We start from the raw sequence: 21,875 nt of genomic DNA, 5'->3' as shown, positions 1-21,875 counted from the left end.
GAACGGGAATGCTGCGCCTCGAGAAACTGACGAAAACCTACAAAACCGGCGACATGGCCCTGAAGGCCATCGACCTCGACGTGCCATCGGGGCAGGTGCTGGCGCTGATCGGGCCCTCGGGCGCGGGCAAGTCCACCATGATCCGCTGCATCAACCGGCTGGTGGAACCGACCTCCGGCGCGGTGATGCTGGACGGAACGGACCTGACGAAACTCGGGTCCGGGGCGCTGCGCCGGGCGCGGCGCGAGATGGGCATGATCTTCCAGGAATACGCGCTGGTCGAAAGGCTGACGGTGATGGAGAACGTCCTGTCCGGCCGGTTGGGCTATGTCGGCTTCTGGCGGTCGTTCCTGAGGAAGTACCCGCAGAAGGACGTGGACGAGGCGTTCCGCCTCTTGGACCGCGTGGGCCTTCTGCACATGGCCGACAAGCGCGCGGACGAACTTTCGGGCGGGCAGCGGCAGCGGGTCGGCATCTGCCGGGCGCTGATCCAGGAGCCGAAGCTCTTGCTGGTGGACGAACCCACTGCCTCGCTCGACCCCAAGACCTCGCGCCAGATCATGCGGCTGATCTGCGAGCTTTGCGCCGAGCGCGGGCTGGCGGCGATCATCAACATCCACGACGTGGCGCTGGCGCAGATGTTCGTGCCGCGCGTCGTGGGCCTGCGCTTGGGCGAGATCGTCTTTGACGGGCTGCCGACCGCGCTGAGCCCCGACAAGCTGACCGAGATCTACGGCGAGGAAGACTGGGAAGCGACGATCCAGAAGGACGAGGACGGCGAAGCGGTGGAGGCGGCGGAATGAGCGCCGGAACCCATCGCGAGCTGGACGACATGCTGGGCCGCGGCTGGCGCAAGCCCCCGCTGATCCGCAACACCGCCCTGCGCTGGGGCCTGATCGCAGCCTTCGGCGTGTACCTCGTGGCGGCGGTCTCGACCATTCCGGTGGACTGGGGCCGGGTCTACGAGGGGCTGGACCGCGGCTGGCAGTTCGTGCTGGCCTTCACCCACCCCGATTTCGTCACCCGCTGGTCGGACATCTGGGACGGTCTGGCGGAAAGCATCATCATGACGGTCGCGGCCTCGGTCGTGGGCATCGCCATCTCGATCCCCATCGGGCTGGGGGCGGCGCGCAACATCGCCCCCCTGCCCGTCTACGTGATCTGCCGGGCGATCATCGCGATCAGCCGGGCCTTGCAGGAGATCATCGTGGCGATCCTTCTGGTCGCGATCTTCGGCTTCGGCCCGCTGGCGGGCTTCCTGACGCTGTCCTTTGCCACCATCGGCTTCCTGTCGAAACTGCTGGCCGAGGACATCGAGTCGATGGACCGCGTGCAGGCCGAGGCGATCCGGGCCAGCGGCGCGCGCTGGATGCAGTGGATCAACTACGGCGTCCAGCCGCAGGTCATGCCCCGTCTCGTGGGCCTCTCGATGTACCGCATCGACATCAACTTCCGCGAAAGCGCGATCCTCGGGCTGGTGGGCGCCGGCGGCATCGGGGCGACGCTCAACACCGCCTTCGACCGCTACGAGTACGACACGGCGGCGGCCATCCTGATCCTGATCATCGGGATCGTCATGGCGCTGGAGTACCTCTCCGGCGTGATCCGGGCGAGGGTTCAGTGATGGTGGTTCTGACACAGGACGGCAAACAGGTCTGGCGCCGCAGAACCACCGGGCAATCGCTGGTACGCTGGTTCGGCTGGCTGATCGGCGTGGCGGTGTTCCTCTTCTGCTGGCAGCGGATCTCCGAGGCGACGACGTGGTTCTTCGTCTGGGACGCGCCGCGCATCGCGGGCGACATCTGGAGCCGCGCCACCCCGCCGCGCTGGGAATACATCACCCAGCTCGGCCGCCCTATCTGGGACACGCTGAACATTGCAACCCTCGGCACGCTGATCTCGCTGGTCCTGGCGATCCCGGTGGCCTTCCTCGCGGCCCGCAACACCACGCCCTCCCGCGTGCTGGCGCGGCCGATCGCGCTTCTGGTGATCGTCTCGACCCGCTCGATCAACTCCCTGATCTGGGCGCTCCTCCTCATCGCGATCATCGGGCCGGGGGTCTTCGCGGGCGTGGTGGCCATCGCCATCCGCTCTGTCGGGTTCTGCGCCAAGCTGATCTACGAGGCCATCGAGGAGATCGACCACAGCCAGGTGGAGGCGATCACCGCCACGGGCGCCTCGCGCTGGCAGGTCATGGCCTACGGGATCGTGCCGCAGATCCTGCCCGCGCTGGCCGGCGTCGCGGTCTTCCGCTGGGACATCAACATCCGCGAGTCGACCGTGCTGGGGCTGGTGGGCGCGGGCGGCATCGGGCTGCAACTGCAAAGCTCGCTCAATGTGCTTGCCTGGCCGCAGGTTTCGCTGATCCTGCTGGTGATCCTCGCTGCCGTCGTCATTTCCGAATGGGTGTCGGCCAAGGTCCGGGGGGCGATCATTTGAGCATGACGCTGGAAACCGCCTTTGCCGCCTACGAGGCGGTGCGCCACCGCCTGCCGCCGCCGGTGGCAGGCCGCCCCGCACCGGAGCGTGCCCGCACGCTCGCCGACGTGGCCAGCCGCTATGACGCCTTCCTGCTCGATGCCTTCGGGGTGCTGAACATCGGCGAGACGGCCATCGAGGGCGTGGCGGAACGCATTTCGGACCTGCGGGAACTGGGCAAGCAGGTGCTGATCGTGTCGAACGCCGCCGGTTTTCCCCATGCCGCGCTGATGGAGAAATACGCCCGGCTCGGCTATGACTTCGCACCGGAGGACGTCATCACGAGCCGCCGGACGCTCTTGGCGAACCTGAACGGTCCGGCCGGGATGCGCTGGGGGCTGATGGCAACCCCGGCGACGGGTCTGCGCGATCTGGAAGACCTCGACCTGATCTACCTCGAGGAAGACCCGGCGGCCTATGCCGATGTCGACGGTTTCCTGATGATCGGCAGCGCCGCCTGGACGGAGGCACGGCAGGCCCTGCTGGAAGCGGCGCTTGCCGACAGGCCGCGCCGGGTGCTGGTCGGCAATCCCGACATCGTGGCGCCGCGCGAAACCGGCTTTTCGGTGGAGCCGGGGCATTTCGCGCACCGGCTGGCCGACCGGACGGGCGTCGTGCCGGAATTCTTCGGCAAGCCGTTCGCAAACATCTACGAGCTTGCGATGGCGCGGCTGGACCCCATGCCGCCGCGCGACCGCATCCTGATGGTGGGCGACAGCCTGCACACCGACATCCTCGGCGCGCAGGCGGCGGGCATCCATTCGGCGCTGGTGGCGGGCTACGGCTTCTTCGCCAGCGGCGATCCCCATGCGGCCATCGCGAAGTCCGGCATCGTCCCCGACGTTATCGTGGACCGACCGTGACGGGACGTTAAACTCTCAACCAGTGCGGGCAAACCGCGCATGTTTTCGGCCAGAGAAGCCGATACCAACCAACGGAGGAGAACCTCATGAAACTGACCCACACCCTACTGGCCACGGCGGCGGCCATCGCGACCGCGGCCCCGGCCATGGCCCAGACGGAGATCCAGTTCTGGCACGCCTTCACCGGCCGCCTCGGAGAGCTGGTGGCCGAACAGGTCGAGACCTTCAACGGCCAGCAGGACGACTACACCGTGGTCGCCACCCACAAGGGCAACTATTCGGAGACGCTGAACGCCGGTATCGCCGCCTTCCGCGCGGGCGAGCAGCCCGACATCCTGATGGTCTTCGAGGTCGGCACCGCCACGATGATGGCCGCGCAGGGCGCCGTGAACCCGGTCTTCGAGGTCATGGGCGAAGGCTTTGACCAGTCGCAGTACATCGGCGCGGTGAAGGGCTATTACACCTCTGCCGACGGCAACATGCTGTCGCTGCCGTTCAACTCATCCACGCCGGTGCTGTGGGTGAACCGCACCATGCTGGAAGAGAGCGGCATCGACCCGGACGTCGACCTCTCGACCTGGGAGCAGGTGGGCGAGGTCCTCGACCAGCTGAAAGAGGCAGGCGTCGACTGCCCGCTGACCACCGCGTGGCAAAGCTGGATCCACCTCGAGAACCTGTCGGCCTACCACGACGTGCCGTTCGCCACGAAGGCCAACGGGTTCGAAGGCACCGACACGGAGCTGGTCTTCAACTCCGAGGCGCAGGTGGCGCACATCCAGGCGATGGGAGAGTGGGCGCAGGACGGCAAGTTCGTCTACACCGGCCGCCGCAACGAGGGCGGCGCCAACTTCCGCGGCGGCGAATGCGCGCTCTTCACCGAAAGCTCGGCCGGTTACGCGGGCATCAAGGCCGAGGCCGACTTCGACTTCGGCGTGCGGCCCCTGCCCTACTGGTCCGCGCTGGTCGACGCCCCGCAGAACACCATCATCGGCGGCGCATCGCTCTGGGTCATGGCCGGTCAGTCCGAAGAGGAATACGACGGCGTGGCGGAGTTCCTGAAGTTCCTCTCCTCGCCGGAGATCCAGGCCAAGTGGCACCAGGACACCGGCTACCTGCCGATCACCCAGGCCGCCGCCGACCTGACCGCCGAGCAGGGCTTCTACGAGGAGAACCCGGGCACGGACGTGGCGGTCAAGCAGATGACCACGAACGAGCCGACGGAGAACTCCAAGGGTATCCGCCTCGGCTCCTTCGACCAGATCCGCACGATCATCGACGAGGAACTGGAGGCCGTCTGGGCCGGTGACAAGTCGGCACAGGAAGCGCTGGATTCGGCGGTGGAACGCGGCAACCCGCTGCTGCGCCGCTTCGAGCAGTCCGCACGCTGAGTGCTGCCGGGAGGGGCCTTACGGGGCCTCTCCCTCCTCCCGCAAACGATTGAACATCCGGTCCAGATGATCCTGTCCGCCAAAGAATATCGCCTCGATCCGCACGACCTCTGCGGGCTCGTCCAGCGTGAACCAGTAGACCGCGCGGTCGATGGTGACGTGGCGATAGGTGTGTCCGGCGATGGTGTGGCACGTACCGCGATAGGGTGCCTTGGCCAATCGCGCAAAGCCAGCCTCGATGGCGAAGACACGCGCCCGCGACAATGCCTTGGCGTCCTTAAGGTCGTGCCCAAAGGCGCCATTCGACGCGATGAGATGGCGATAGATCCGGCGAAGATCATCCCGGGCGGCTTGGCCGACCTCAACGGTCCAAGGCAAGCCTTGCGTCCTCTTCGTCGAGCATCTCTTCGACCATCACGTGGAACTCGTCCAACGACACATGCGGCCCCTCGGCGCGGCGCTTCAGTTCCTCGAAGAACCCGGCCTTCCACTCCTGGTATTCCTCGTCCTCGCGCCGCTTGGCTTCCAGCGCCTGCTGGATCACGGCAGAGGTCGAGGGGAAACGGCCTTCTTCGACCTGCTTGCGGGCGTAGGCGGCCTGCTGGTCGGTCAGGGAAATGGACATCTTGACGGTCATGGAAACATCCTCGCGCTTGCGCCTGCCCAAGAAGGTGCGACCTGGTCGTACCGGAGTCAATGACTGATGGAAAAACGCGTTACCTTCAAGGGGGTCTGGCTGCCCCTCCTGCTGGTCCTGCCGCAGATGGCGATCACGGCGGTCTTCTTTTTCTACCCTGCCGGGCAGGCGGTCTGGCAGTCGCTGTTCATCCCCGACCCCTTCGGCCTGTCGATGCAATGGGTGGGTCTGGGCAACTTCGAATACCTGCTGGGTGACCCGTACTACCGCGCATCCTTTGTCACGACGGCGGTGTTTTCCATCCTCGTGACGGTGGTGTCGATGGGGGTGGCGCTGTACCTCGCGGTGCTGGCCGACCGGCTGATCAAGGGGTCGGGCACCTATCGCACGCTGCTGATCTGGCCCTATGCCGTGGCCCCGGCGGTGGCGGGCGTCCTGTGGATGTTCATGTTCAACACCCGCGTCGGCGTGGTGACATGGTACCTGGGCCAGCTCGGCTATGACTGGAACCACGTGCTGAACGGGACGGAGGCGATGGGCCTTGTGGTCGTGGCCTCCGCATGGGGGCGGATCAGCTACAACTTCCTGTTCTTCCTTGCCGGGCTGCAGGCCATTCCGCGCAGCGTGATCGAGGCGGCGGCCATCGACGGCGCGCGGTTCTGGACGCGCTTCCGCACCATCGTCTGGCCGCTGCTCAGCCCCACGACCTTCTTCCTGCTGGTGGTCAACATCATCTACGCCTTCTTCGAGACCTTCGGCGTGATCCACACCATCACCAGCGGAGGGCCGCAGCAGGCGACCACGATCCTCGTCTACAAGGTCTATGCCGACGGCTTCGTCGGGCAGGACCTCGGGTCTTCGGCGGCGCAGTCCGTGATCCTCCTGGTGATCGTCGGCATCCTGACCGTCGTGCAGTTCCGGTTCATCGAGCGCAGGGTGCATTACTGATGGCTTCCGAACGCAACGGAATGGTCGAGAAACGCGGCGCAGGCCTGTGGCTGACCCATGCGGGGCTGATCCTCGGCATCCTCTTCATCTTCTTCCCGATCTGGCTGGCCTTCGTCGCCTCGACCGTCAGCCAGCCGGAAATCGCCCGTCCGCCGATGCCGCTGCTGCCGGGGGATCAGTTCTGGGAGAATTACGCCAAGGCCCTGACCTCCGGCATCAACGCGCCGGTGGCCTTGATGTTGTTCAACTCGGCCGTCATGGCCATCGGCATCGCGGTCGGCAAGATCGTCATCTCGCTCCTGTCGGCCTTTGCCATCGTCTACTTCCGCTTTCCGGGCCGGCACCTGTTTTTCTGGTTGATCTTCCTGACGCTGATGCTGCCGGTCGAGGTGCGCATCGTGCCGACCTACGAGGTCGCCGCGAACTTCGGGATGCTTAACAGCTACAGCGGGCTGATCCTGCCGCTGATCGCCTCGGCCACGGCGACGTTCCTTTTCCGGCAATTCTTCATGACCGTCCCCGACGAGCTGGCCGAGGCCGCGCGCGTCGACGGCGCCCGCCCCATGCGGTTCTTCTGGGACATCCTGCTGCCGATGAGCCGGACGAACATCGCCGCGCTCTTTGTCATCCTCTTCATCTACGGCTGGAACCAGTACCTCTGGCCGCTGCTCATCACCACCGATCCGTCGATGAACACCATCGTCATGGGCATCAAGCAGATGTTCCCCAGCGGAGACGACATCGCCGACTGGCCGGTCATCATGGCGACCTCGATCCTCGCCATGATCCCGCCGGTTCTGGTGGTAATCGGCATGCAGAAACTCTTCATCCGCGGCCTTGTGGACAGCGAGAAATGAGCCGGCTTTCCTTGGGAGAAAAGGGTGACCCCCGACCGCGGGTGACGCCCCCGCCCATGGAGGCAGCCGGGGGCTGCACGGCGTGCCGCCGGGCGGAACAGAACAACAGGACAGAAGACCAATGGCGACGCTGACCCTCGACAATGTAAAGAAATCCTTCGGCAAGACCGAGGTCATCCACGGCGTCTCGATCGATGTGTCCGAAGGCGAGTTCATCGTGATCGTCGGCCCCTCGGGCTGCGGCAAGTCCACGCTGCTGCGCATGGTGGCGGGACTTGAGACCGTGACCTCCGGCGCGGTGCAGATCGACGGCAGGACGGTCAACGACGTGGAGCCGATGGACCGCGACATCGCCATGGTCTTCCAGAACTACGCGCTTTACCCGCACATGTCGGTCTTCGACAACATGGCCTATGGGCTGAAGATCGCGGGCACCCCGAAGGCGGAGATCGAGACCCGCGTGGCGCAGGCGGCGAAGATGCTGCAGCTTGAGCCCTACCTGAAGCGCAAGCCGCGCGAGCTGTCCGGCGGGCAGCGGCAGCGGGTCGCCATGGGCCGGGCCATCGTGCGCAAGCCTGCGGTCTTCCTGTTCGACGAGCCGCTCTCGAACCTCGACGCCAAGCTGCGCGTGCAGATGCGGCTGGAGATCAAGGCGCTGCAACGCGACCTCGGGGTAACGTCGCTTTATGTCACGCACGACCAGGTGGAGGCGATGACGCTGGCCGACCGGATGATCGTGATGAACGGTGGTGTGGCCGACCAGATCGGCGCGCCGCTTGAGGTCTACGCCAATCCCGCCACCGCCTTTGTCGCCGGGTTCATCGGCTCGCCGCCCACGAACTTCCTCGACCCCGCGCAGATCGGACAGAGCGGCGAGGGCAAGGTGGGGGTTCGGCCCGAACACATGCGCATCGCGCCCTCGGGCCGCCTGCCCGCCCATGTGGCATACGCTGAGGCGCTGGGGGCGGAAACGCTCATTCACCTGCGCGGCGCTCAGGGCGACCTGCTGACAGTCCGGCAGGACGCCGCCAGCCCCATCCCGGAGGAAGGGGCCGACGTCTCGCTCGACTGGGATGCGGCGCAGGAGATGCGCTTTGACGCCAAGGGCCAGCGCATCCGCTGACCGGGCGGGGCTACCAGGCCTCCGAAGTGCCGAAGGCGCAGATGCGGGCCAGTTCGTCGAAGGTGCCCGGCCCCGCACCCATCACCGGCGCGGGTTTCGCGAAGTCCGGGCCGGTCGGGAAGGGCAGCACCCGGCCCCCGGCTTCTAGGATCAGCGCATAGGCGGCCATGCAGTCCCAGGCGGACATGCGCGGCTCGGCGTAGCCCACGAGCCGCCCCGCCGCGACCCAGGCCAGCATGAGCGCACCGGAGCCGTAGCGGGTCCAGGACGATCCGGCCTCCATCAGGTCGGCGAGCATCTGTCCCACCCGGTCGGAGGCGACGCGGTCGTTGGCCCCCACACCCAGCATCCCGGACCTCAGGTCGCCCGGCATCACCCGCATGGGCGCGCCGTTCAGCCGTGCGCCCTGCCCGCGCGCCGCGACGAAGACCTCGCCCAGCACCGGCGCGACGATCACCCCGAGGGCGGGCCCCTCGGCGTCGTGGCCGCCGATGGAAACGCACCAGCCCGGCAGGCCGTTGAGATAGGGCGCCGTGCCGTCGATCGGGTCGATGACCCAGGTGAAGCCCGAGGTGCCCTCGGACAGGCCGTGTTCCTCGCCCAGTTGCGCATCCTCGGGGAAGGCCGCCGTCAGGGCGTCGCGGATCAGCGTCTCGACGTTGCGGTCCGCCTCCGACACGAGGTCGGTGACGTGGCGCTTGCGTTCGATCACCAGCGCGTCGCGCCGCAGGAAATAGTCCAGCGCAAGCGCGCCTGCATCGCTGGCCACGCGTTCGGCCACCGCCAGCCGTTCGGTCAGGGTGCTCATGCTGCACCCGGGATCAGGGCCAGACCGCGCGGGCGCAGGTCCAGGACCACGGGCGCGCCCACGGGCAGCGGCGTGTCGCTTTCGTCGTCGACCACGAATATCCGTCCCAAAGCGCCATCGATCTCGTATTCGACATGGTCGCCGAGGTAGGCCGAGGAGGCCACCGTGCCCGGCACGCCCTCGCCGCCCGACCGGACCCGCGCCGCGTTCGACCGCATGGCCAGCCGCGCCGGGCCTTCGCCCAGACCGCGCGCCGGCAGCGCGATCACCGCGCCGCCCACATCCACCTGCGCCTCGTCCCCCGCGACCGACAGCACGCGGCCCTCGACCACGTTCGCCTCGCCGATGAAATCCGCGATGAACTCCGACGCGGGTGCTTCGTACAGCTCGCGCGGGGAGCCCATCTGCGCCACGAGGCCCTCCTTCATCACCACGATCCGGTCGGAGACGGCCAGCGCCTCTTCCTGGTCGTGGGTCACGTAGACCGCCGTGAAGCCCAGCCGCTGCTGCAACTCGCGGATTTCCGTCCGCACGCGGCGGCGCAGGCGGGCGTCGAGGTTGGAGAGCGGCTCGTCCAGCAGAAGAACCTGCGGTTCCAGCACCAGCGCGCGCGCCACGGCGACCCGTTGCTGCTGGCCGCCGGACAGTTCGGCGGGCAGCCGGGCGCCCAGCCCGTCGAGCCCCACCAGTGCCAGCGCGTCAGCGGCGCGTTCCCGCGCCTCGGGCGCCTTCATGCCGCCGGATTCCAGCCCGTAGGCCACGTTCTGCGCCACCGTCATGTGCGGGAACAGCGCGTAGCTCTGGAACACCATGGACACGTCGCGCCGGTCGGCCGGCAGCCGCGTCACGTCCTGCCCGCCAATCAGGATCTGCCCGGCGGTCGGGCTTTCCAGCCCCGCCAGCATCCTGAGCGTCGTCGTCTTGCCGCAGCCCGAGGGGCCAAGCAGCGTCACCAGTTCCCCCGGCTCGATCGACAACGACAGGTCGGGGATCGCCGTGAACTGGCCGAACTTCTTGGATACGTTGCGGAATTCAACCGCGCCTCTGGTCTTCATGCGTTGGCTTCCCGTGTTGCGGCCTCGGCCTTCAAGGACTGTTTCAATTCCCGCCGCCCGATCCGGCGTTCTCCAACCAGAAGCTGGAACCCACCGATCACGGTGATCATCACGAGGATCAGGACAGAGGAATAGGCGATGGCAATGCCGTATTCGCCGTTCTCGACAAGGCCCACGATGTAGGCCGTCGCCATGTTGTACTTCGCGCTGACAAGGAAGATCACCGCCGAGATCGAGGTGATCGCCCGCACGAAGCTGTAGACCAGCGCGGCGAGGATCGCGGGCCGCATCAGCGGCAGGATGACCTTGCGCATGGTCCGCCCCGATCCGGCCCCCAGCGTCAGCGACGCCTCGTCCAGCGAGCCGTCGAGCTGCGCCATGGCCGCCACGCCGCCACGCACGCCGACCGGCATGTTGCGGAAGACGAAGCAGGCGATGAGGATCGCGGCGGTGCCGGTCATCTGAAGCGGCGGCAGGTTGAAGGCCATGATGTAGCTGATGCCGATGACCGTGCCGGGGATGGCAAAGCTCATCATCAGCGCGAACTCGAAGACCGACCGTCCCGGGAACCGCTGCCGCACGATCAGCCATGCGGTCAGCAGGCCGACGGCGGCGGTCAGCGGCGCGGCGATCAGCGCGATCTCCATCGTTGTCCAGAAGCTGTTCCAGGCGACGCCGGTCCAGGCGATCCCGTCCGAGAGCGACACGCCGAAGGCGCGGATGTAGTGTTCCAGCGTCAGCGAATGGTCGAGGCCCCAGGTCTTCACGAAGCCGCCGAAGAGGATCATCGCGTAGACGGTGATGGTGAAGAGCGCCCACGCCACCGCGATGGTCACCACCGGCCAGGCGACGCGGCGCGGCAGCAGCGCGTGGCGCCCGCCGTCGCCCTTGCCGGTCACGGTCGCGTAGTTCCGCCCCGAGAGCCAGAACCGCTGCGCCAGGAAGGCCGAGAGCGTGAACACCAAGAGGACGGAGGCCAGCACGGCGGCCCTTGCCGGATCGTTCTGCGCACCGACCACGGCAAAGAAGATTTCCGTGGACAACACGCCGCCCGAGCCGCCCAGCACCAGCGGGTTGCCGAAGTCGGCCATCGACTCGATGAACCCGATCAGGAAGGCATTCGCCAGCCCCGGTGCCATGAGCGGCAGGGACACCTTGCGGAAGGTGCGCCAGCGGTCAGACCGCAGCGTCTGCGACGCCTCCTCCATCGAGGGCGAGATGCCCTCGACCACGCCGATCAGCACGAGGAAGGAGATCGGGGTGAAGGACAGCATCTGCGCGATCCAGATGCCGGTCAGGCCATATAGCCAGCGGCCCAGCTCCCAGCCCGTCGCCAGCTCGATCCATTGCGTCAGCGTGCCTTGGCGGCCCAGCAGCATGGTCAGCGCGAGGCCCACCACGAAGGGCGGCGTGATGATAGGCAGCACGGTCAGCAGGCGCAGGGATTTCTTGAACCGGAAGCCGGTGCGCGTCGCGACCAGCGCGAACACGAGGCCCAGCAGCGTCGTGCCCGTCGCCGTGCAGACGGCAAGGAAGAACGTTCGCCAGGCCACGCCGCAGTTGCCGCCCCAGAGGCAGGCCAGCGACCAGATCTTCGGGTCGAAGATGTTGTTCTGCACGCCCTCGGTGGTGAAGGATCCGTCGAAGTCCTGGAACGCGCCGGTGAACATCGACACCAGCGGATAGAAGACGAAGACACCGACCAGCAGCACCAGAAGCGTGATCGCGCCGAGGACGAAGGCGTCGCCCTTCAGCGCGCCGCGTTCCGCGGCACCGAATGCCACGAAGAGCGCAAAGACGCAGCCCAGGACGACCGCCCCGGCGCCGAAGGCCTGCTGGCCCGCGACCTCTCCGAACGTGGTTTCCAGAAGGCCCCAGTTCCAGCCGCGCAGGCCCACGGACAGGCCTTCGACCAGCAGCCAGACCAGTCCGGCGACGCCGATGCCGGCCAGCGCCCTGCCCCGCACACCCGGCGCCTGCCCGAGCCGCAGCCACACCGCCAGCGCAAAGAGCACCAGCACCGGCCAGAGCTGCCAGCGCCCGTCGATGGCCTGGAACAGGCCGGGCCAGAGCTTGTCCGACCCGGCGATGTCGCCGAGCCATTCAAAGCCGAAGAACCCCTGGCGCACGCGGTACCAGGGCAGGGCGACGAGCGCGATCAGCCCCGCCGCAAGGATCAGGTCGAGCCTGCGGTTGTCTCTGTTCATCTCGATGTCCGGAAGCGTCAGGAGAGGGGTCAGGGGATGCGCGCGCCATGGCCCGCGCATCCCCGGTCCGCAAGGGACGGCTTATTGCAGCGGCAGGCTGCCGATCTCCTGATCCCAGCGGGACAGCAGTTCCTTGCGCCGTTCCGCGCTGCCGAATTCGGCGAAGTCGTAGTCGATCAGCTTGATCTTCGACAGGTCGGGCGCTTCCTTCGGCGGGGTGGCCGAGGCGTTCGACGGGATCTGGAAGGACCCTGCCTCCGGCATCATGTTCTGCACCTCCGCTGTCAGCACCCAGTCGTAGAAAACCTTGGCGGAGTCCTCGTTCTGCGCGCCCTCGATCAGCGACATGGAGCCGATCTCGTAGCCCGTGCCCTCGCAGGGAGAGCCGACCTCGACCGGGAAGCCCTCGACCGCCTGTGCGACGGCGTCATGCTGGAACACGATGCCAAGGCCCGTTTCGCCGCGCGCCGCGGCCTTCACCGGGGCGGAGCCGGACTTCGTGTACTGCGAGACGTTGCCGTGCATCTTCTTGAGGAACTCGAACGCCTCGTCCTCGCCCATGATCTGCACCAGCGTCGCGAGCGTGGTGTAGGCCGTGCCGGAGGAGTTCGGGTCGGCGATCTGGATCTCGCCCTTCAGCGCGGGGTCGAGCAGGTCGGACCAGCACTCCGGCGCCTTGATGCCCTTCTCGGCGAAGATGTCCTTGTTGTAGCCCCAGCCGAGCGCACCGGAATAGACGCCCACGGTGTGATACTCCGAGGTTTCTGCCTGCCCCTGCGCCCAGTCCTGAAGCTCTTCCAGCATGGGCGACTTGTATTCCGCGGTCAGCCCGTCGTGGGCGGCCTGCAGGTGCGGGTCGCCGGTGCCGCCCCACCACAGGTCGGTCTGCGGGTTGCGGCCCTCGGCCCGGACCTTGGCATAGGCCTCGCCCGAGGACAGGCGCACCATGTTCACGTCGATGTCGGAATGGCTGGCCTCGAACTCGCTCACCAGCTTTTCGCAGATCACCACGTCGGCCGAGCAGATCAGGTTCAGCTCTGCGGCCATCGCGCCCGCGGGCAGGAAAGCCGCGCCCCCAATCAGGGCGTATTTCAAAGTCTTCATATCATCCTCCCTAGTTCCCGGCGGTTACCGGGCCGGGTGCTTTGCACACCTGTGCATCAGGTTGTCGGCCGAATCGCCAGTTGTCAAGAAACCTTCACAAAACTATGGTTGCCTGGCCGGGGCTCGGGGGCTGCACAGGATTGCAATGAACATGACGAAACGACAGGTCAGCGCCCGGGACGTGGCCGAGCTTGCCGGTGTTTCCCGCACCGCCGTGTCGCGCGCGTTCACGCCCGGCGCCTCGGTGGCCAAGGAGACCCGCGCCCGGATCGAGGCGGCGGCAGAGCAGCTTGGCTACCAGGTCAATCACCTGGCGCGGGGGCTGATCACCTCCAACACCGGGCTGGTCGCGCTGATCGCCGCCGAGATGAACACCCCCTACCGTTCCGCCCTGCTGGCCGCGCTGACCGAACAGCTTCAGGCGGCGGGCAAGGTGGGCCTGCTGATCAACACCGACCGGTCCGACGACAGCGTCGCGCAGGCGCTGCGGCAGGCCATCGCCTATCGCACCGACGCCGCCATCGTGCTGTCGGGGATGCCCGACATGTCGCTGGCCGAGACCTGCCGCCGCAACGGCATGAAACTCGTGCTCATCAACCGCGACGAGGAGCGGCCCGGTTCGCTGATGATCCGGCTGGAGGATGCCAATGCCGGACGGCAGGCCTTTGCGGCGCTGGCGGCGGCGGGCTGCCGCCGGATCGCGCTGGCCAATTCCTGCGCCGGGACCGCCAGCCTGGAGGACCGCGCCGCGGGTTTCCGGCAGGCCGCGGCAGCGGCAGGCGTCGCGATCACGGAGGCGGCAGTCGGCCCCACCTCCTACCAGACGGGCCTCGACCTCGGGACACGGCTGCTCACGCAGGGCGAACGGCCCGACGGCATCTTCTGCACCACCGACCTGATCGCCTGCGGGGTCATGGACGCGGCACGCACGCGCTTCCGGCTGGAAGTGCCGAAGGACGTCTCGGTCATCGGGTTCGACGACATCGAGCAGGCGGGATGGGAATCCTACAGCCTGACTACCTTTCGTCAGCCGATCCGCGACATCGCCCGCGCGGCGCTCGGCGCGCTCGACAGCACGCCCGGCGACGGCACGCCCACCAACGTCACGCTGCCAGTCAACATGATCTGGCGCAGCTCGATCCGGCGCTGACCGCCCGCCGCCACTGGAGTTGGTTCATGGCCCTGTTCGAAGTGCGCCAAGGGGAACGCCAGAGCACGATAACCATCTGAAATATATTTCTTTTCAGGATCCGTTGTCCGAAGTCTCCATCTGCGAACATGCCTTGGTTTCCGCCCGCATGCCTGCGAGGCGCCTACTCGCAATCGGGGCTTCGTTGGGACGGGAACATGACCAAACCGACCGAACGGTTCGTGGAAGCCGTCGAGGCGCAGCTAATGGTTATGTCACCCGGGATGACGACTTGCCCGGTTTCGGTCTTCGCGCCCAGCCGAATACATCGCTTCCAACGCCGCTATTCCTGCGCCGCGACGATATAGGCGCGGCAGGCGCGCGGCAGTTCCTGGCGCAGGCGGGACAGATTCTCCGGCGAGGCCGCAGCATCGAGAACCATGCGTACCGACCCGCCAATCATCACCGCCAGCATGAAGGCCACCGCATCGCGGTCGGCAAAACGAGCGTCGGGCGCCGTCGCCAGCAGGCTCGAAAACTCCCCGGCCATCTGCCTGAGTACTCGCCCCATGCTGGCCTGCAGGTCGAATTCGGCGGCAATGCCATACAGAGTCTGGAACGCTTCGGAGTCGGAGGTCTTGGCATTGAGCCAGGCGAGGGCAAGCCCTTCGGCTATCGTCTCCGCGTCCTGCCCGCGCAACTGCTCGGCGGCGGCCAGCATGAAATCGGTAACGGTTGCAAGCTGCTTTTCGACCAAGGCAAACAGCAGCGCCTGCTTGTGGGGATAATATTGATACATCGTGCCGATGGAAACGCCGGCTCGTTCGGCAACCCGCGCTGTCGTCAGCCGCGCGACACCTTCGGAAATCAAAACCTGAATAGTGGCCGTGTGGATGGCCTCCAGGGTCGCGGCTGAACGCGCCTGTTGCGGTGCTTTTCTGGGCTTGAGGCGCGATGGGTTCGGACGATTCATAATGCGATTACCAAAGCTGAGGGAACCCTCATATATTACACACAGACACCATCGACACCAAGGATAATCAGATGCCCACAGTCCTCATCACCGGCTGCTCGACCGGCTTCGGGCGCGAGACCGCCCTGTATTTCATTGAAAAGGGCTGGACCGTCTTCGCCACCATGCGCAATCCCGCCGCCAACACGATGCCTGCATCGGAGCGCCTCCATATTGTGCCGCTTGACGTGACGGACGCAAATTCCATTGCCGAAGCGATCGCACAGGCCGGACAGATCGACGTCCTCGTCAACAACGCCGGCATCGGCTGGTTCAACGCCCTCGAAGGCACGTCGCTCGATACGGCACGCGAGGTGTTTGAGACCAACCTCTTCGGAACGATTGCGATGATGCAGGCCGTGCTCCCGGCCATGCGCAAACGCCGGTCCGGCACCATCGTCAACGTCGCGTCGAGCACGATCTACGCGCCGCTTCCGTTGCTTGCGGTCTATCGGGCAAGCAAGGCCGCCGTCGTCGCAATGACGGAATCTGCCGCCGGTGAGCTGACCCAGTTCGATATCAGGGCAAGGGTCGTGGTTCCCGGCCTCGCACCCGCGACAAATTTTGCGGCCAATATCCAGGAACGTGTCGCCAGGGGCGGCTGGTTCCCTCCGGCCTATACCGATTTCGCGCAGAAATCGCTTGCCGCCCTGCAGGCCCATCCCCCGGAAGAGACGACCAGCGCGTCCGAAGTTGCCGAGGCGATTTTCCGTTCCGCGACCGAGGCGGACTGCCCCACTGTCCTGCCGGCAGGCCCGGACGCGGTGGCAGGGGCGGCAAAACAGTAGACGGGTCCATCCGGCGGGGCTGCACCGCTGGCCCCGCGGCTACAGCGTGCCCAGCCCTTCGACCTGCCGCGACAGCCCCGGCGCCAGCGGGTAAAGCTCCGCCTGCAGCGCGTGGTAAATGTCCGGCTTGCCGGTGAACTGGCGACCCTCCGGCGCGCCGTCGTCATCAAGCTCCGGATACCAGCCGCCCCTGTCGTGATCGACGAAGCGCATGTCGGCAAACCGCCAGAGCCTGCGATACCAGGTCTCGTCGCCGTCGCGGCCCTCCAGCTTCAGCAGGCTCGCCAGCGCGCAGATGCCTTCGGTCACCGGCCACCAGTAGCGGTCGCCGATGTCCACCTCGCCGCCCGGTTTCAGCGTGTAGGCGAGGCCGCCGTCGACCCGCCAAGCGTCGATCAGCGCGGTCTCCGCCAGCCGCCGGGCACGCTCCGGCGCGTCGCCCGCGGGCCGTCCCGCCAGGTCCCAGTGCTGCAGCAGCAGCCGCGCCAGTTCCAGCGAATGGCCGGGCGTGGTGCCCGCCGGGCGGAACATCGGGTCGCCCGCGTACTCCGGATCGACCTGCCAATCCTCGGTGTAATGCTCGGGCACCCGCCAGCCGTTGGCGCGCGGCATCCGGTCGGTAAAGACCTCCAGCACCCGGCCCGCCCGCTCAAGCCAGTGCGCATCGCCTGTGACCTCGAAGGCCGCCAGCATCGCCTCGACCGAATGCATGTTGGCGTTCATGCCGCGATAGGTGGAGATCGGCTGCCAGTCGCGCGCGAACTCCTCCCGGTGGAGGCCCGCCGCCTCGTCCCAGTAGTGCCGGTCCAGCACCTCCGCAACATCGGCCATCAGCCGGTCGGCATCCGGGTGCCCGGCGAGCTTCGCGCTCGACGCCGCCAGCAGGACGAAGACATGGCCATAGGCCAGTTTCAGACCGTCATGGACACCGGTCTCATCGACCGACCACAGGTAGCCGCCGTGCTGCGCATCGCGGTGCCGGGTCAAAAGGAAGGCCATCCCCGCATCGATCATCCGGTCCGCGCCGCGGTGGCCGATGGCCCGGCCCAGCACGTAGGAATGCACCATGCGCGTCGTGTAGTGCAGCTCCTGCCCGGCGCGCGGCAGGGGTGTGCCGTCACGGTCCAGCACGTCGAACCCGCCGTCGCCCCGCAACGTGCCGTCGAAGAACCGCAACTGGCGCCGCGCATTCTCCAGAAGGTACGCGCGGTGCACCGGGTCCTGCAGCCAGCGCCCCGCGCCCGCCGGATCGGAAATCTGTGACATCTCGGAAAGTCCCCCAGCCCTCGGCGGTGATGCTCTCCGACAGGTATGGCAAGCGACGGCCCGCGCGACAATCCCTCAGCAGATGCGCGGCAACTGCTCGCCCACCAGCATGTCGACGATCCGGCTACCGCCAAAGAGCGTGCGCATGGTGACCCGGCCCGGCGGCCCGTCCAGCGCGCGGCCCACCTGCACGGCGCCCCGCCCCTCCGGCAAGGCCCGCATCGCGGCGAGCGCCGCCTGCGCCTCGTTCTCCGGGACGAAGATCACCAGCGTTCCCTCGTTGGCGAGGTACAGAGGGTCGAGCCCGAGGATCTCGCACATCCCCTTCACCTCGTCCCTGAGCGGCAGCGCGTCCTCGTCGATCTCCACCGCCACACCCGCCGCTCCGGCGATCTCGTTCAGCGCCGAGGCCATACCGCCCCGCGTCGCATCCCGGCAGGCCCGCGCGTTGGGCGCCGCCGCCAGCACCGCCTCCATCAGGTGCCCCAGCCCCTGGCAGTCCGAGACGATGTCGGTCGACAGCGCCATGTCGCCCCGCGCCGCAAGGATCGCCGCACCATGGTCGCCCAGCACCCCGTTCACCAGCACCGCGTCGCCGGGGCGCACATGCTCGGCTGCAAGGTCGCGGCCCGGCGGGATCACCCCCACGCCCGAGGTCGTGACAAACACCTTGTCCGCCGAGCCGCGCCCCACGACCTTCGTGTCGCCGGTGACGATGCGCACCCCGGCCTTCTCCGCCTCGTGCTGCATCGAGGCCACGATCCGCCGCAAGAGATCCACCTCGCAGCCCTCCTCGATGATGAAGGCCGCCGACAGCCAGAGCGGCCGCGCGCCACCCACCGCAAGGTCGTTCACCGTGCCGCAGACCGCGATCTTGCCGATGTCGCCGCCGGGAAACTCCACCGGATCGACGACGAAGCTGTCGGTGGTGAAGGCCAGCCGCGCCCCCGGCGCACACAGCGCCTCCGACACCAGCCGCGCCTGATCCTCCATGCCCGGCGGCTGGAAGACGGCGGTGAACACCTCCTCGATCAGGTCCCGCATCGCCTTGCCGCCGCCGCCATGCGCCAGCGTCACCCGCGTGTCTCTCAAAGCCATGTCCTGCCTTCCCTGTCCCCGCCCGCATCCGGGGGCGCCCGCGGGGGCCAGAACCGCCCCCGCCCCTTCATCTTGGTCCAAATACCTCGGAGGGGGTCCGGGGGAGGCAGCGCCTCCCCCGGCGGATCGCCGGGCGCCAGCCCGGCGAAACCCCTCATTCCGCCGGTTCCGCCGCCCGGGCGCCGCCGTACTGGTAGTAGGCCGCGCAGGCCCCTTCCGAACTCACCATCAGCGCCCCCAGCGGCATCTCCGGGGTGCAGCCCGTGCCGAACTGCGGGCAGGCGACCGGTTTCATCCGGCCGGTCATCACCGCGCCGCACATGCAGCCCTCCGGCTCCGCCACGTTGCGCGCGCCGGTGGCATAGCCGATCCCGAACTTCTCCTCCGCGTCCCAGGCCCGGTAGGCCGCGCGGATGCGCAGGCCCGAGGCGTCGATCTCGCCCAGTCCCCGCCATTCGAAGGACGGACGCTCCTCGTAGACATCCGCGATCGCGGCAAGCGAGACCGGGTTGCCGTGCTCCGGCACGACGCGGGCGTACTGGTTCTCGATCTCGGCGCGGCCTTCGGCGATCTGCTCCAGCACCATAAGCACCGACTGGAGCAGGTCCAGCGGCTCGAACCCCGCGACCACCAGCGGCTTGCCATACTCCTCCGCGATGAAATCGTAGGGGTGGACACCGATCACCATGGACACGTGCCCGGGCCCGACGAAGCCGTCCAGCACCATGTGCGGGTCGTCCAGCAGCGCGCGGATCGGGTGCGGCACGGTGATGTGGTTGCAGAAGACCGAGAAGTTCGTCAGCCCCTCGCGCGCCGCCGCCTGGATCGACAGGGCGGTGGAGGGCGTCGTCGTCTCGAAGCCCAGGCCGAAGAACACCACCTCGCGGTCGGGGTTGCGCCGGGCGATCTCCAGCGCGTCGAGCGGCGAATAGACCATCCGGATGTCCGCGCCGTCCGCCTTCGCCTGGATCAGCGACTTCCGCGTGCCCGGCACCCGCATCGCGTCGCCGAAGGTGGTGAAGATCACCTCGGGGCGTTCCGCGATCTCGATGCATTCGTCGACGCGGCTCATCGGCAGCACGCAGACCGGGCAGCCCGGCCCGTGGATGAACTCCAGCCCCGGCGGCACCAGCTTGTCGAGTCCGTAGCGGAAGATCGCATGGGTGTGCCCGCCGCAGATCTCCATGATGTGCACCGGCTTCTCCGCCGTGGCGCCGATCCGGTCGAGCACCGCGCCGATGCGCGCGATCAGCGCCTTCGCGGGCTTCGGGTCGCGGAATTCCTGAACGTGTTTCATGCGCTTTCCTCCACGGCGTTCCGCGCCGGACCGGCCAGCGCCGCGTCGCCCGCCGCCATCGCCTCCAGCGTCTCCTGCGCCTCGCCAAGGCCGCGCAGCGCCTCGAGCGTCTTGGCGGCCTCCTCCTCGTCGATCAGCGACATGGCAAAGCCCACGTGGATCAGCGCCCACTGGCCCACCAGCTCCTCCAGCGGGCCGGTCGCCACGCAGGCCACGTTGACCTCGCGCCGGACGCCCGAGACGGAGGCCAGCGCCATCATGCGCGCCTCGTCCGTCACTTCGATGATCTGTCCCGGGATCCCCAGACACATGGCCTTACTCCTCCTCGTCGTCCGGCATCCCGGCCTTGCGCGGCTCTTCGATGCCATAGCGTTCGATCTTGGCCCTGAGGCCCACGCGGCTCAGCCCCAGTTCGGAGGCCGCCCGCGACTTGTTCCACCTGAGCCGGGTCAGCGTCTCGCGCAGGATGCGCATCTCGATCTGCTCCACCCGCTCCTTCAGCGATCCGGTGTCGGCCAGCACCGCGTCCACGCCGGGCTCGCGGCCTGCCTCCGACGGCGCGGCCTGCAGGATGTGGCGCGAGATCAGCTCCGGCCCCAGCACCGCGTCCTGCGCGAAGATCAACATGCGCAAGACCTCGTTCTCCAGCTCGCGCAGGTTGCCCGGCCAGTGGTAGCGCTTCAGGAAATCGACGGCGTCCTCGCAGAGCCCGTGCACGATCTTGCCGTGGCGCGAGGCCGCCTCGAACAGCATCTCCTGCGCCAGAAGCGGCAGGTCCGAAAGCCGCGCACGCAGCGGCGGGACCTGCAGCGTGGTCTGCGCCAGCGCATAGAACAGGTCGGCGCGGAAGTTGCCCGCCTCGACCTCCGCCCTGAGGTCGCGGCTGCTGCCGGCGATCAGCCGCGCGCCGCTGCGCAGCGTCTCGTGCCCGCCGACGGGGCGGAACACGCCCTCCGTCGCCACCTGCTGCAACTGGAGCTGCATGCGCGGCGACAGGCTTTCGATCCCGTTCAGGAACAGCGTGCCCCGGTCGGCCTTCTGCAAAAGGCCCACGCCGTTGGTCTGCAGGTTGGGCACCGCACCGCGCTTGTGGCCGAAAAGCTCGATCTCGAGGATGCGGTCGTCCACGCCCACCACGTTGACCTCGTGAAACGCCCGGTCCGACCGGAGGGAGCCGTAGTGGATCGCGCGGGCCATCTCCGCCTTGCCGGTGCCCTCCTCGCCCACGATCATCACCGAGACGTCGAAGGACGCGAACTGCCGCGCCTGCGCCACCACCGGGTTCATCGGCGAATTGGCCGAGCGCAGGATCTTCTCGAACCCCAGCCCCTCGCGCAGCGCGCGGCGCTTCTCCGCCAGCTTGTGCTCGACCGAGCGGGTGAGGAACCGCATCTCCAGCGACATGCGTTCGTGGTCGCGGTTCAGGCGGAAGAGGTCGGCGGCATTCTTCGCCATCATGATGAGCTGGTCGGGATGCCACGGCTTGGTGATGAGCTGGTAGATGCCCGCGTCGTTGATCGCCGCGATCATGTCCTGCGTCTCGGCGTAGCCGGTGATGATGATGCGCACCGTCTCGGGCCAGCGGTCGCGCACGGCCGACAGGAAATCCACCCCGGACCTGCCCGGCATCCGCTGGTCGCAGATCACCACCTGGACGAAGTTGTCCTCCATCAGCGCCTCGGCCTCGTCGGCGTTCAGCGCGCAAAGGCAGTCGAAGTCGTCCTCCAGCGCCATCCGCATGGCGTTGAGCGCGTGCTCCTCGTCGTCGACCAGCAGGATCGTGGGCAGGGTCAGGGTGGATGCGTCGGCCATGGCGT

The 21,875-nt window shown here is 67.5% G+C and carries 22 protein-coding genes; 10 read left to right on the top strand and 12 right to left on the bottom strand.

The annotated features are described in order from the left end of the window. Positions 1-8 precede the first annotated feature (8 nt). From phnC to ugpB, 5 genes are all read left to right on the top strand, one after another. Complete coding sequence (gene phnC, locus CDO87_RS15730) at positions 9-803, top strand: phosphonate ABC transporter ATP-binding protein (RefSeq protein WP_100929656.1); 795 nt, start codon at positions 9-11, stop codon at positions 801-803. Next, complete coding sequence (phnE, locus tag CDO87_RS15725) at positions 800-1,624, top strand: phosphonate ABC transporter, permease protein PhnE (RefSeq protein WP_100929655.1); 825 nt, start codon at positions 800-802, stop codon at positions 1,622-1,624. The genes phnC and phnE (CDO87_RS15725) overlap by 4 nt, the downstream gene beginning before the upstream one ends. After that, positions 1,624-2,439, top strand: a complete 816-nt coding sequence (phnE, locus tag CDO87_RS15720) for a phosphonate ABC transporter, permease protein PhnE (protein ID WP_100929654.1) — start codon at positions 1,624-1,626, stop codon at positions 2,437-2,439. Before phnE (CDO87_RS15725) ends, phnE (CDO87_RS15720) begins: the two co-directional genes overlap by 1 nt. A 2-nt stretch (positions 2,440-2,441) precedes the next feature. Further along, complete coding sequence (locus CDO87_RS15715) at positions 2,442-3,341, top strand: HAD-IIA family hydrolase (RefSeq protein WP_254698156.1); 900 nt, start codon at positions 2,442-2,444, stop codon at positions 3,339-3,341. Positions 3,342-3,427: 86 nt separating this feature from the next. Then, on the top strand, positions 3,428-4,729 hold the full coding sequence (gene ugpB, locus CDO87_RS15710; RefSeq protein WP_100929652.1) for a sn-glycerol-3-phosphate ABC transporter substrate-binding protein UgpB: 1,302 nt from the start codon (positions 3,428-3,430) through the stop codon (positions 4,727-4,729). Between the two features lie 18 nt (positions 4,730-4,747). On the opposite strand, the gene CDO87_RS15705 is transcribed toward ugpB, so the two are convergent. Together CDO87_RS15705 and CDO87_RS15700 are read right to left on the bottom strand one after the other, a co-directional pair. Continuing rightward, positions 4,748-5,107: a plasmid stabilization protein gene (locus CDO87_RS15705; protein WP_100929651.1), complete on the bottom strand. Its 360-nt coding sequence runs from the start codon at positions 5,105-5,107 to the stop codon at positions 4,748-4,750. Beyond that, positions 5,091-5,366: a hypothetical protein gene (locus tag CDO87_RS15700; RefSeq protein ID WP_100929650.1), complete on the bottom strand. Its 276-nt coding sequence runs from the start codon at positions 5,364-5,366 to the stop codon at positions 5,091-5,093. Before CDO87_RS15700 ends, CDO87_RS15705 begins: the two co-directional genes overlap by 17 nt. A 66-nt stretch (positions 5,367-5,432) precedes the next feature. Here CDO87_RS15700 and ugpA point away from each other — a divergent pair, with 66 nt between their 5' ends. The 3 genes from ugpA (at position 5,433) to ugpC (ending at position 8,294) form a co-directional block, all read left to right on the top strand. Next, the gene (ugpA, locus tag CDO87_RS15695) at positions 5,433-6,314 is read left to right on the top strand and encodes a sn-glycerol-3-phosphate ABC transporter permease UgpA (protein ID WP_100929649.1); all 882 of its coding nucleotides are present in this window, start codon (positions 5,433-5,435) and stop codon (positions 6,312-6,314) included. A 20-nt stretch (positions 6,315-6,334) separates the two neighbouring features. Then, on the top strand, positions 6,335-7,171 hold the full coding sequence (ugpE, locus tag CDO87_RS15690; RefSeq protein ID WP_100930994.1) for a sn-glycerol-3-phosphate ABC transporter permease UgpE: 837 nt from the start codon (positions 6,335-6,337) through the stop codon (positions 7,169-7,171). Between the two features lie 121 nt (positions 7,172-7,292). After that, a complete protein-coding gene (gene ugpC, locus CDO87_RS15685; RefSeq protein WP_100929648.1) occupies positions 7,293-8,294 on the top strand; it encodes a sn-glycerol-3-phosphate ABC transporter ATP-binding protein UgpC in 1,002 nt (333 codons plus the stop codon). Positions 8,295-8,304: 10 nt separating this feature from the next. Here ugpC and CDO87_RS15680 read toward each other — a convergent pair whose 3' ends face one another. From CDO87_RS15680 to CDO87_RS15665, 4 genes are all read right to left on the bottom strand, one after another. Beyond that, the gene (locus tag CDO87_RS15680; RefSeq protein ID WP_100929647.1) at positions 8,305-9,102 is read right to left on the bottom strand and encodes an inositol monophosphatase; all 798 of its coding nucleotides are present in this window, start codon (positions 9,100-9,102) and stop codon (positions 8,305-8,307) included. Continuing rightward, the gene (locus tag CDO87_RS15675) at positions 9,099-10,157 is read right to left on the bottom strand and encodes an ABC transporter ATP-binding protein (RefSeq protein ID WP_100929646.1); all 1,059 of its coding nucleotides are present in this window, start codon (positions 10,155-10,157) and stop codon (positions 9,099-9,101) included. Before CDO87_RS15675 ends, CDO87_RS15680 begins: the two co-directional genes overlap by 4 nt. Further along, positions 10,154-12,364, bottom strand: coding sequence for an iron ABC transporter permease (locus CDO87_RS15670; protein WP_100930993.1), 2,211 nt, complete (start codon positions 12,362-12,364; stop codon positions 10,154-10,156). The genes CDO87_RS15675 and CDO87_RS15670 overlap by 4 nt, the downstream gene beginning before the upstream one ends. Before the next feature lie 81 nt (positions 12,365-12,445). Beyond that, a complete protein-coding gene (locus tag CDO87_RS15665; protein ID WP_100929645.1) occupies positions 12,446-13,468 on the bottom strand; it encodes an ABC transporter substrate-binding protein in 1,023 nt (340 codons plus the stop codon). A gap of 151 nt (positions 13,469-13,619) precedes the next feature. On the opposite strand from CDO87_RS15665, the gene CDO87_RS15660 reads away from it, so the two are divergent. Continuing rightward, positions 13,620-14,618 (top strand): substrate-binding domain-containing protein, encoded by a 999-nt coding sequence (locus CDO87_RS15660; protein ID WP_100930992.1) that lies wholly within the window; start codon positions 13,620-13,622, stop codon positions 14,616-14,618. A gap of 322 nt (positions 14,619-14,940) precedes the next feature. Here CDO87_RS15660 and CDO87_RS15655 read toward each other — a convergent pair whose 3' ends face one another. Beyond that, complete coding sequence (locus CDO87_RS15655) at positions 14,941-15,570, bottom strand: TetR/AcrR family transcriptional regulator (protein WP_100929644.1); 630 nt, start codon at positions 15,568-15,570, stop codon at positions 14,941-14,943. A gap of 71 nt (positions 15,571-15,641) precedes the next feature. Between CDO87_RS15655 and CDO87_RS15650 the strand changes: the two genes are divergently transcribed. Then, positions 15,642-16,397, top strand: coding sequence for an SDR family oxidoreductase (locus tag CDO87_RS15650; RefSeq protein ID WP_100929643.1), 756 nt, complete (start codon positions 15,642-15,644; stop codon positions 16,395-16,397). A 39-nt stretch (positions 16,398-16,436) separates the two neighbouring features. Here CDO87_RS15650 and CDO87_RS15645 read toward each other — a convergent pair whose 3' ends face one another. The 5 genes from CDO87_RS15645 to CDO87_RS15625 form a co-directional block, all read right to left on the bottom strand. Continuing rightward, positions 16,437-17,663, bottom strand: coding sequence for an AGE family epimerase/isomerase (locus CDO87_RS15645; RefSeq protein ID WP_100929642.1), 1,227 nt, complete (start codon positions 17,661-17,663; stop codon positions 16,437-16,439). A gap of 75 nt (positions 17,664-17,738) precedes the next feature. After that, entirely contained in the window at positions 17,739-18,761 is a 1,023-nt protein-coding gene (gene hypE, locus CDO87_RS15640; RefSeq protein WP_100929641.1) for a hydrogenase expression/formation protein HypE, read from the bottom strand. Positions 18,762-18,915: 154 nt separating this feature from the next. After that, complete coding sequence (gene hypD, locus CDO87_RS15635; protein ID WP_100929640.1) at positions 18,916-20,058, bottom strand: hydrogenase formation protein HypD; 1,143 nt, start codon at positions 20,056-20,058, stop codon at positions 18,916-18,918. Continuing rightward, positions 20,055-20,369 (bottom strand): HypC/HybG/HupF family hydrogenase formation chaperone, encoded by a 315-nt coding sequence (gene hypC, locus CDO87_RS15630; protein ID WP_100929639.1) that lies wholly within the window; start codon positions 20,367-20,369, stop codon positions 20,055-20,057. Before hypC ends, hypD begins: the two co-directional genes overlap by 4 nt. A 4-nt stretch (positions 20,370-20,373) precedes the next feature. After that, positions 20,374-21,870, bottom strand: a complete 1,497-nt coding sequence (locus tag CDO87_RS15625) for a sigma-54 dependent transcriptional regulator (RefSeq protein ID WP_100929638.1) — start codon at positions 21,868-21,870, stop codon at positions 20,374-20,376. Positions 21,871-21,875: the final 5 nt, after the last annotated feature.

The organism is Sagittula sp. P11 (assembly GCF_002814095.1).
Classification (GTDB): Bacteria; Pseudomonadota; Alphaproteobacteria; order Rhodobacterales; family Rhodobacteraceae; genus Sagittula.
Note: the sequence above shows the minus strand (reverse complement) of the source record. Positions and strands in the feature narration are given on the sequence as shown.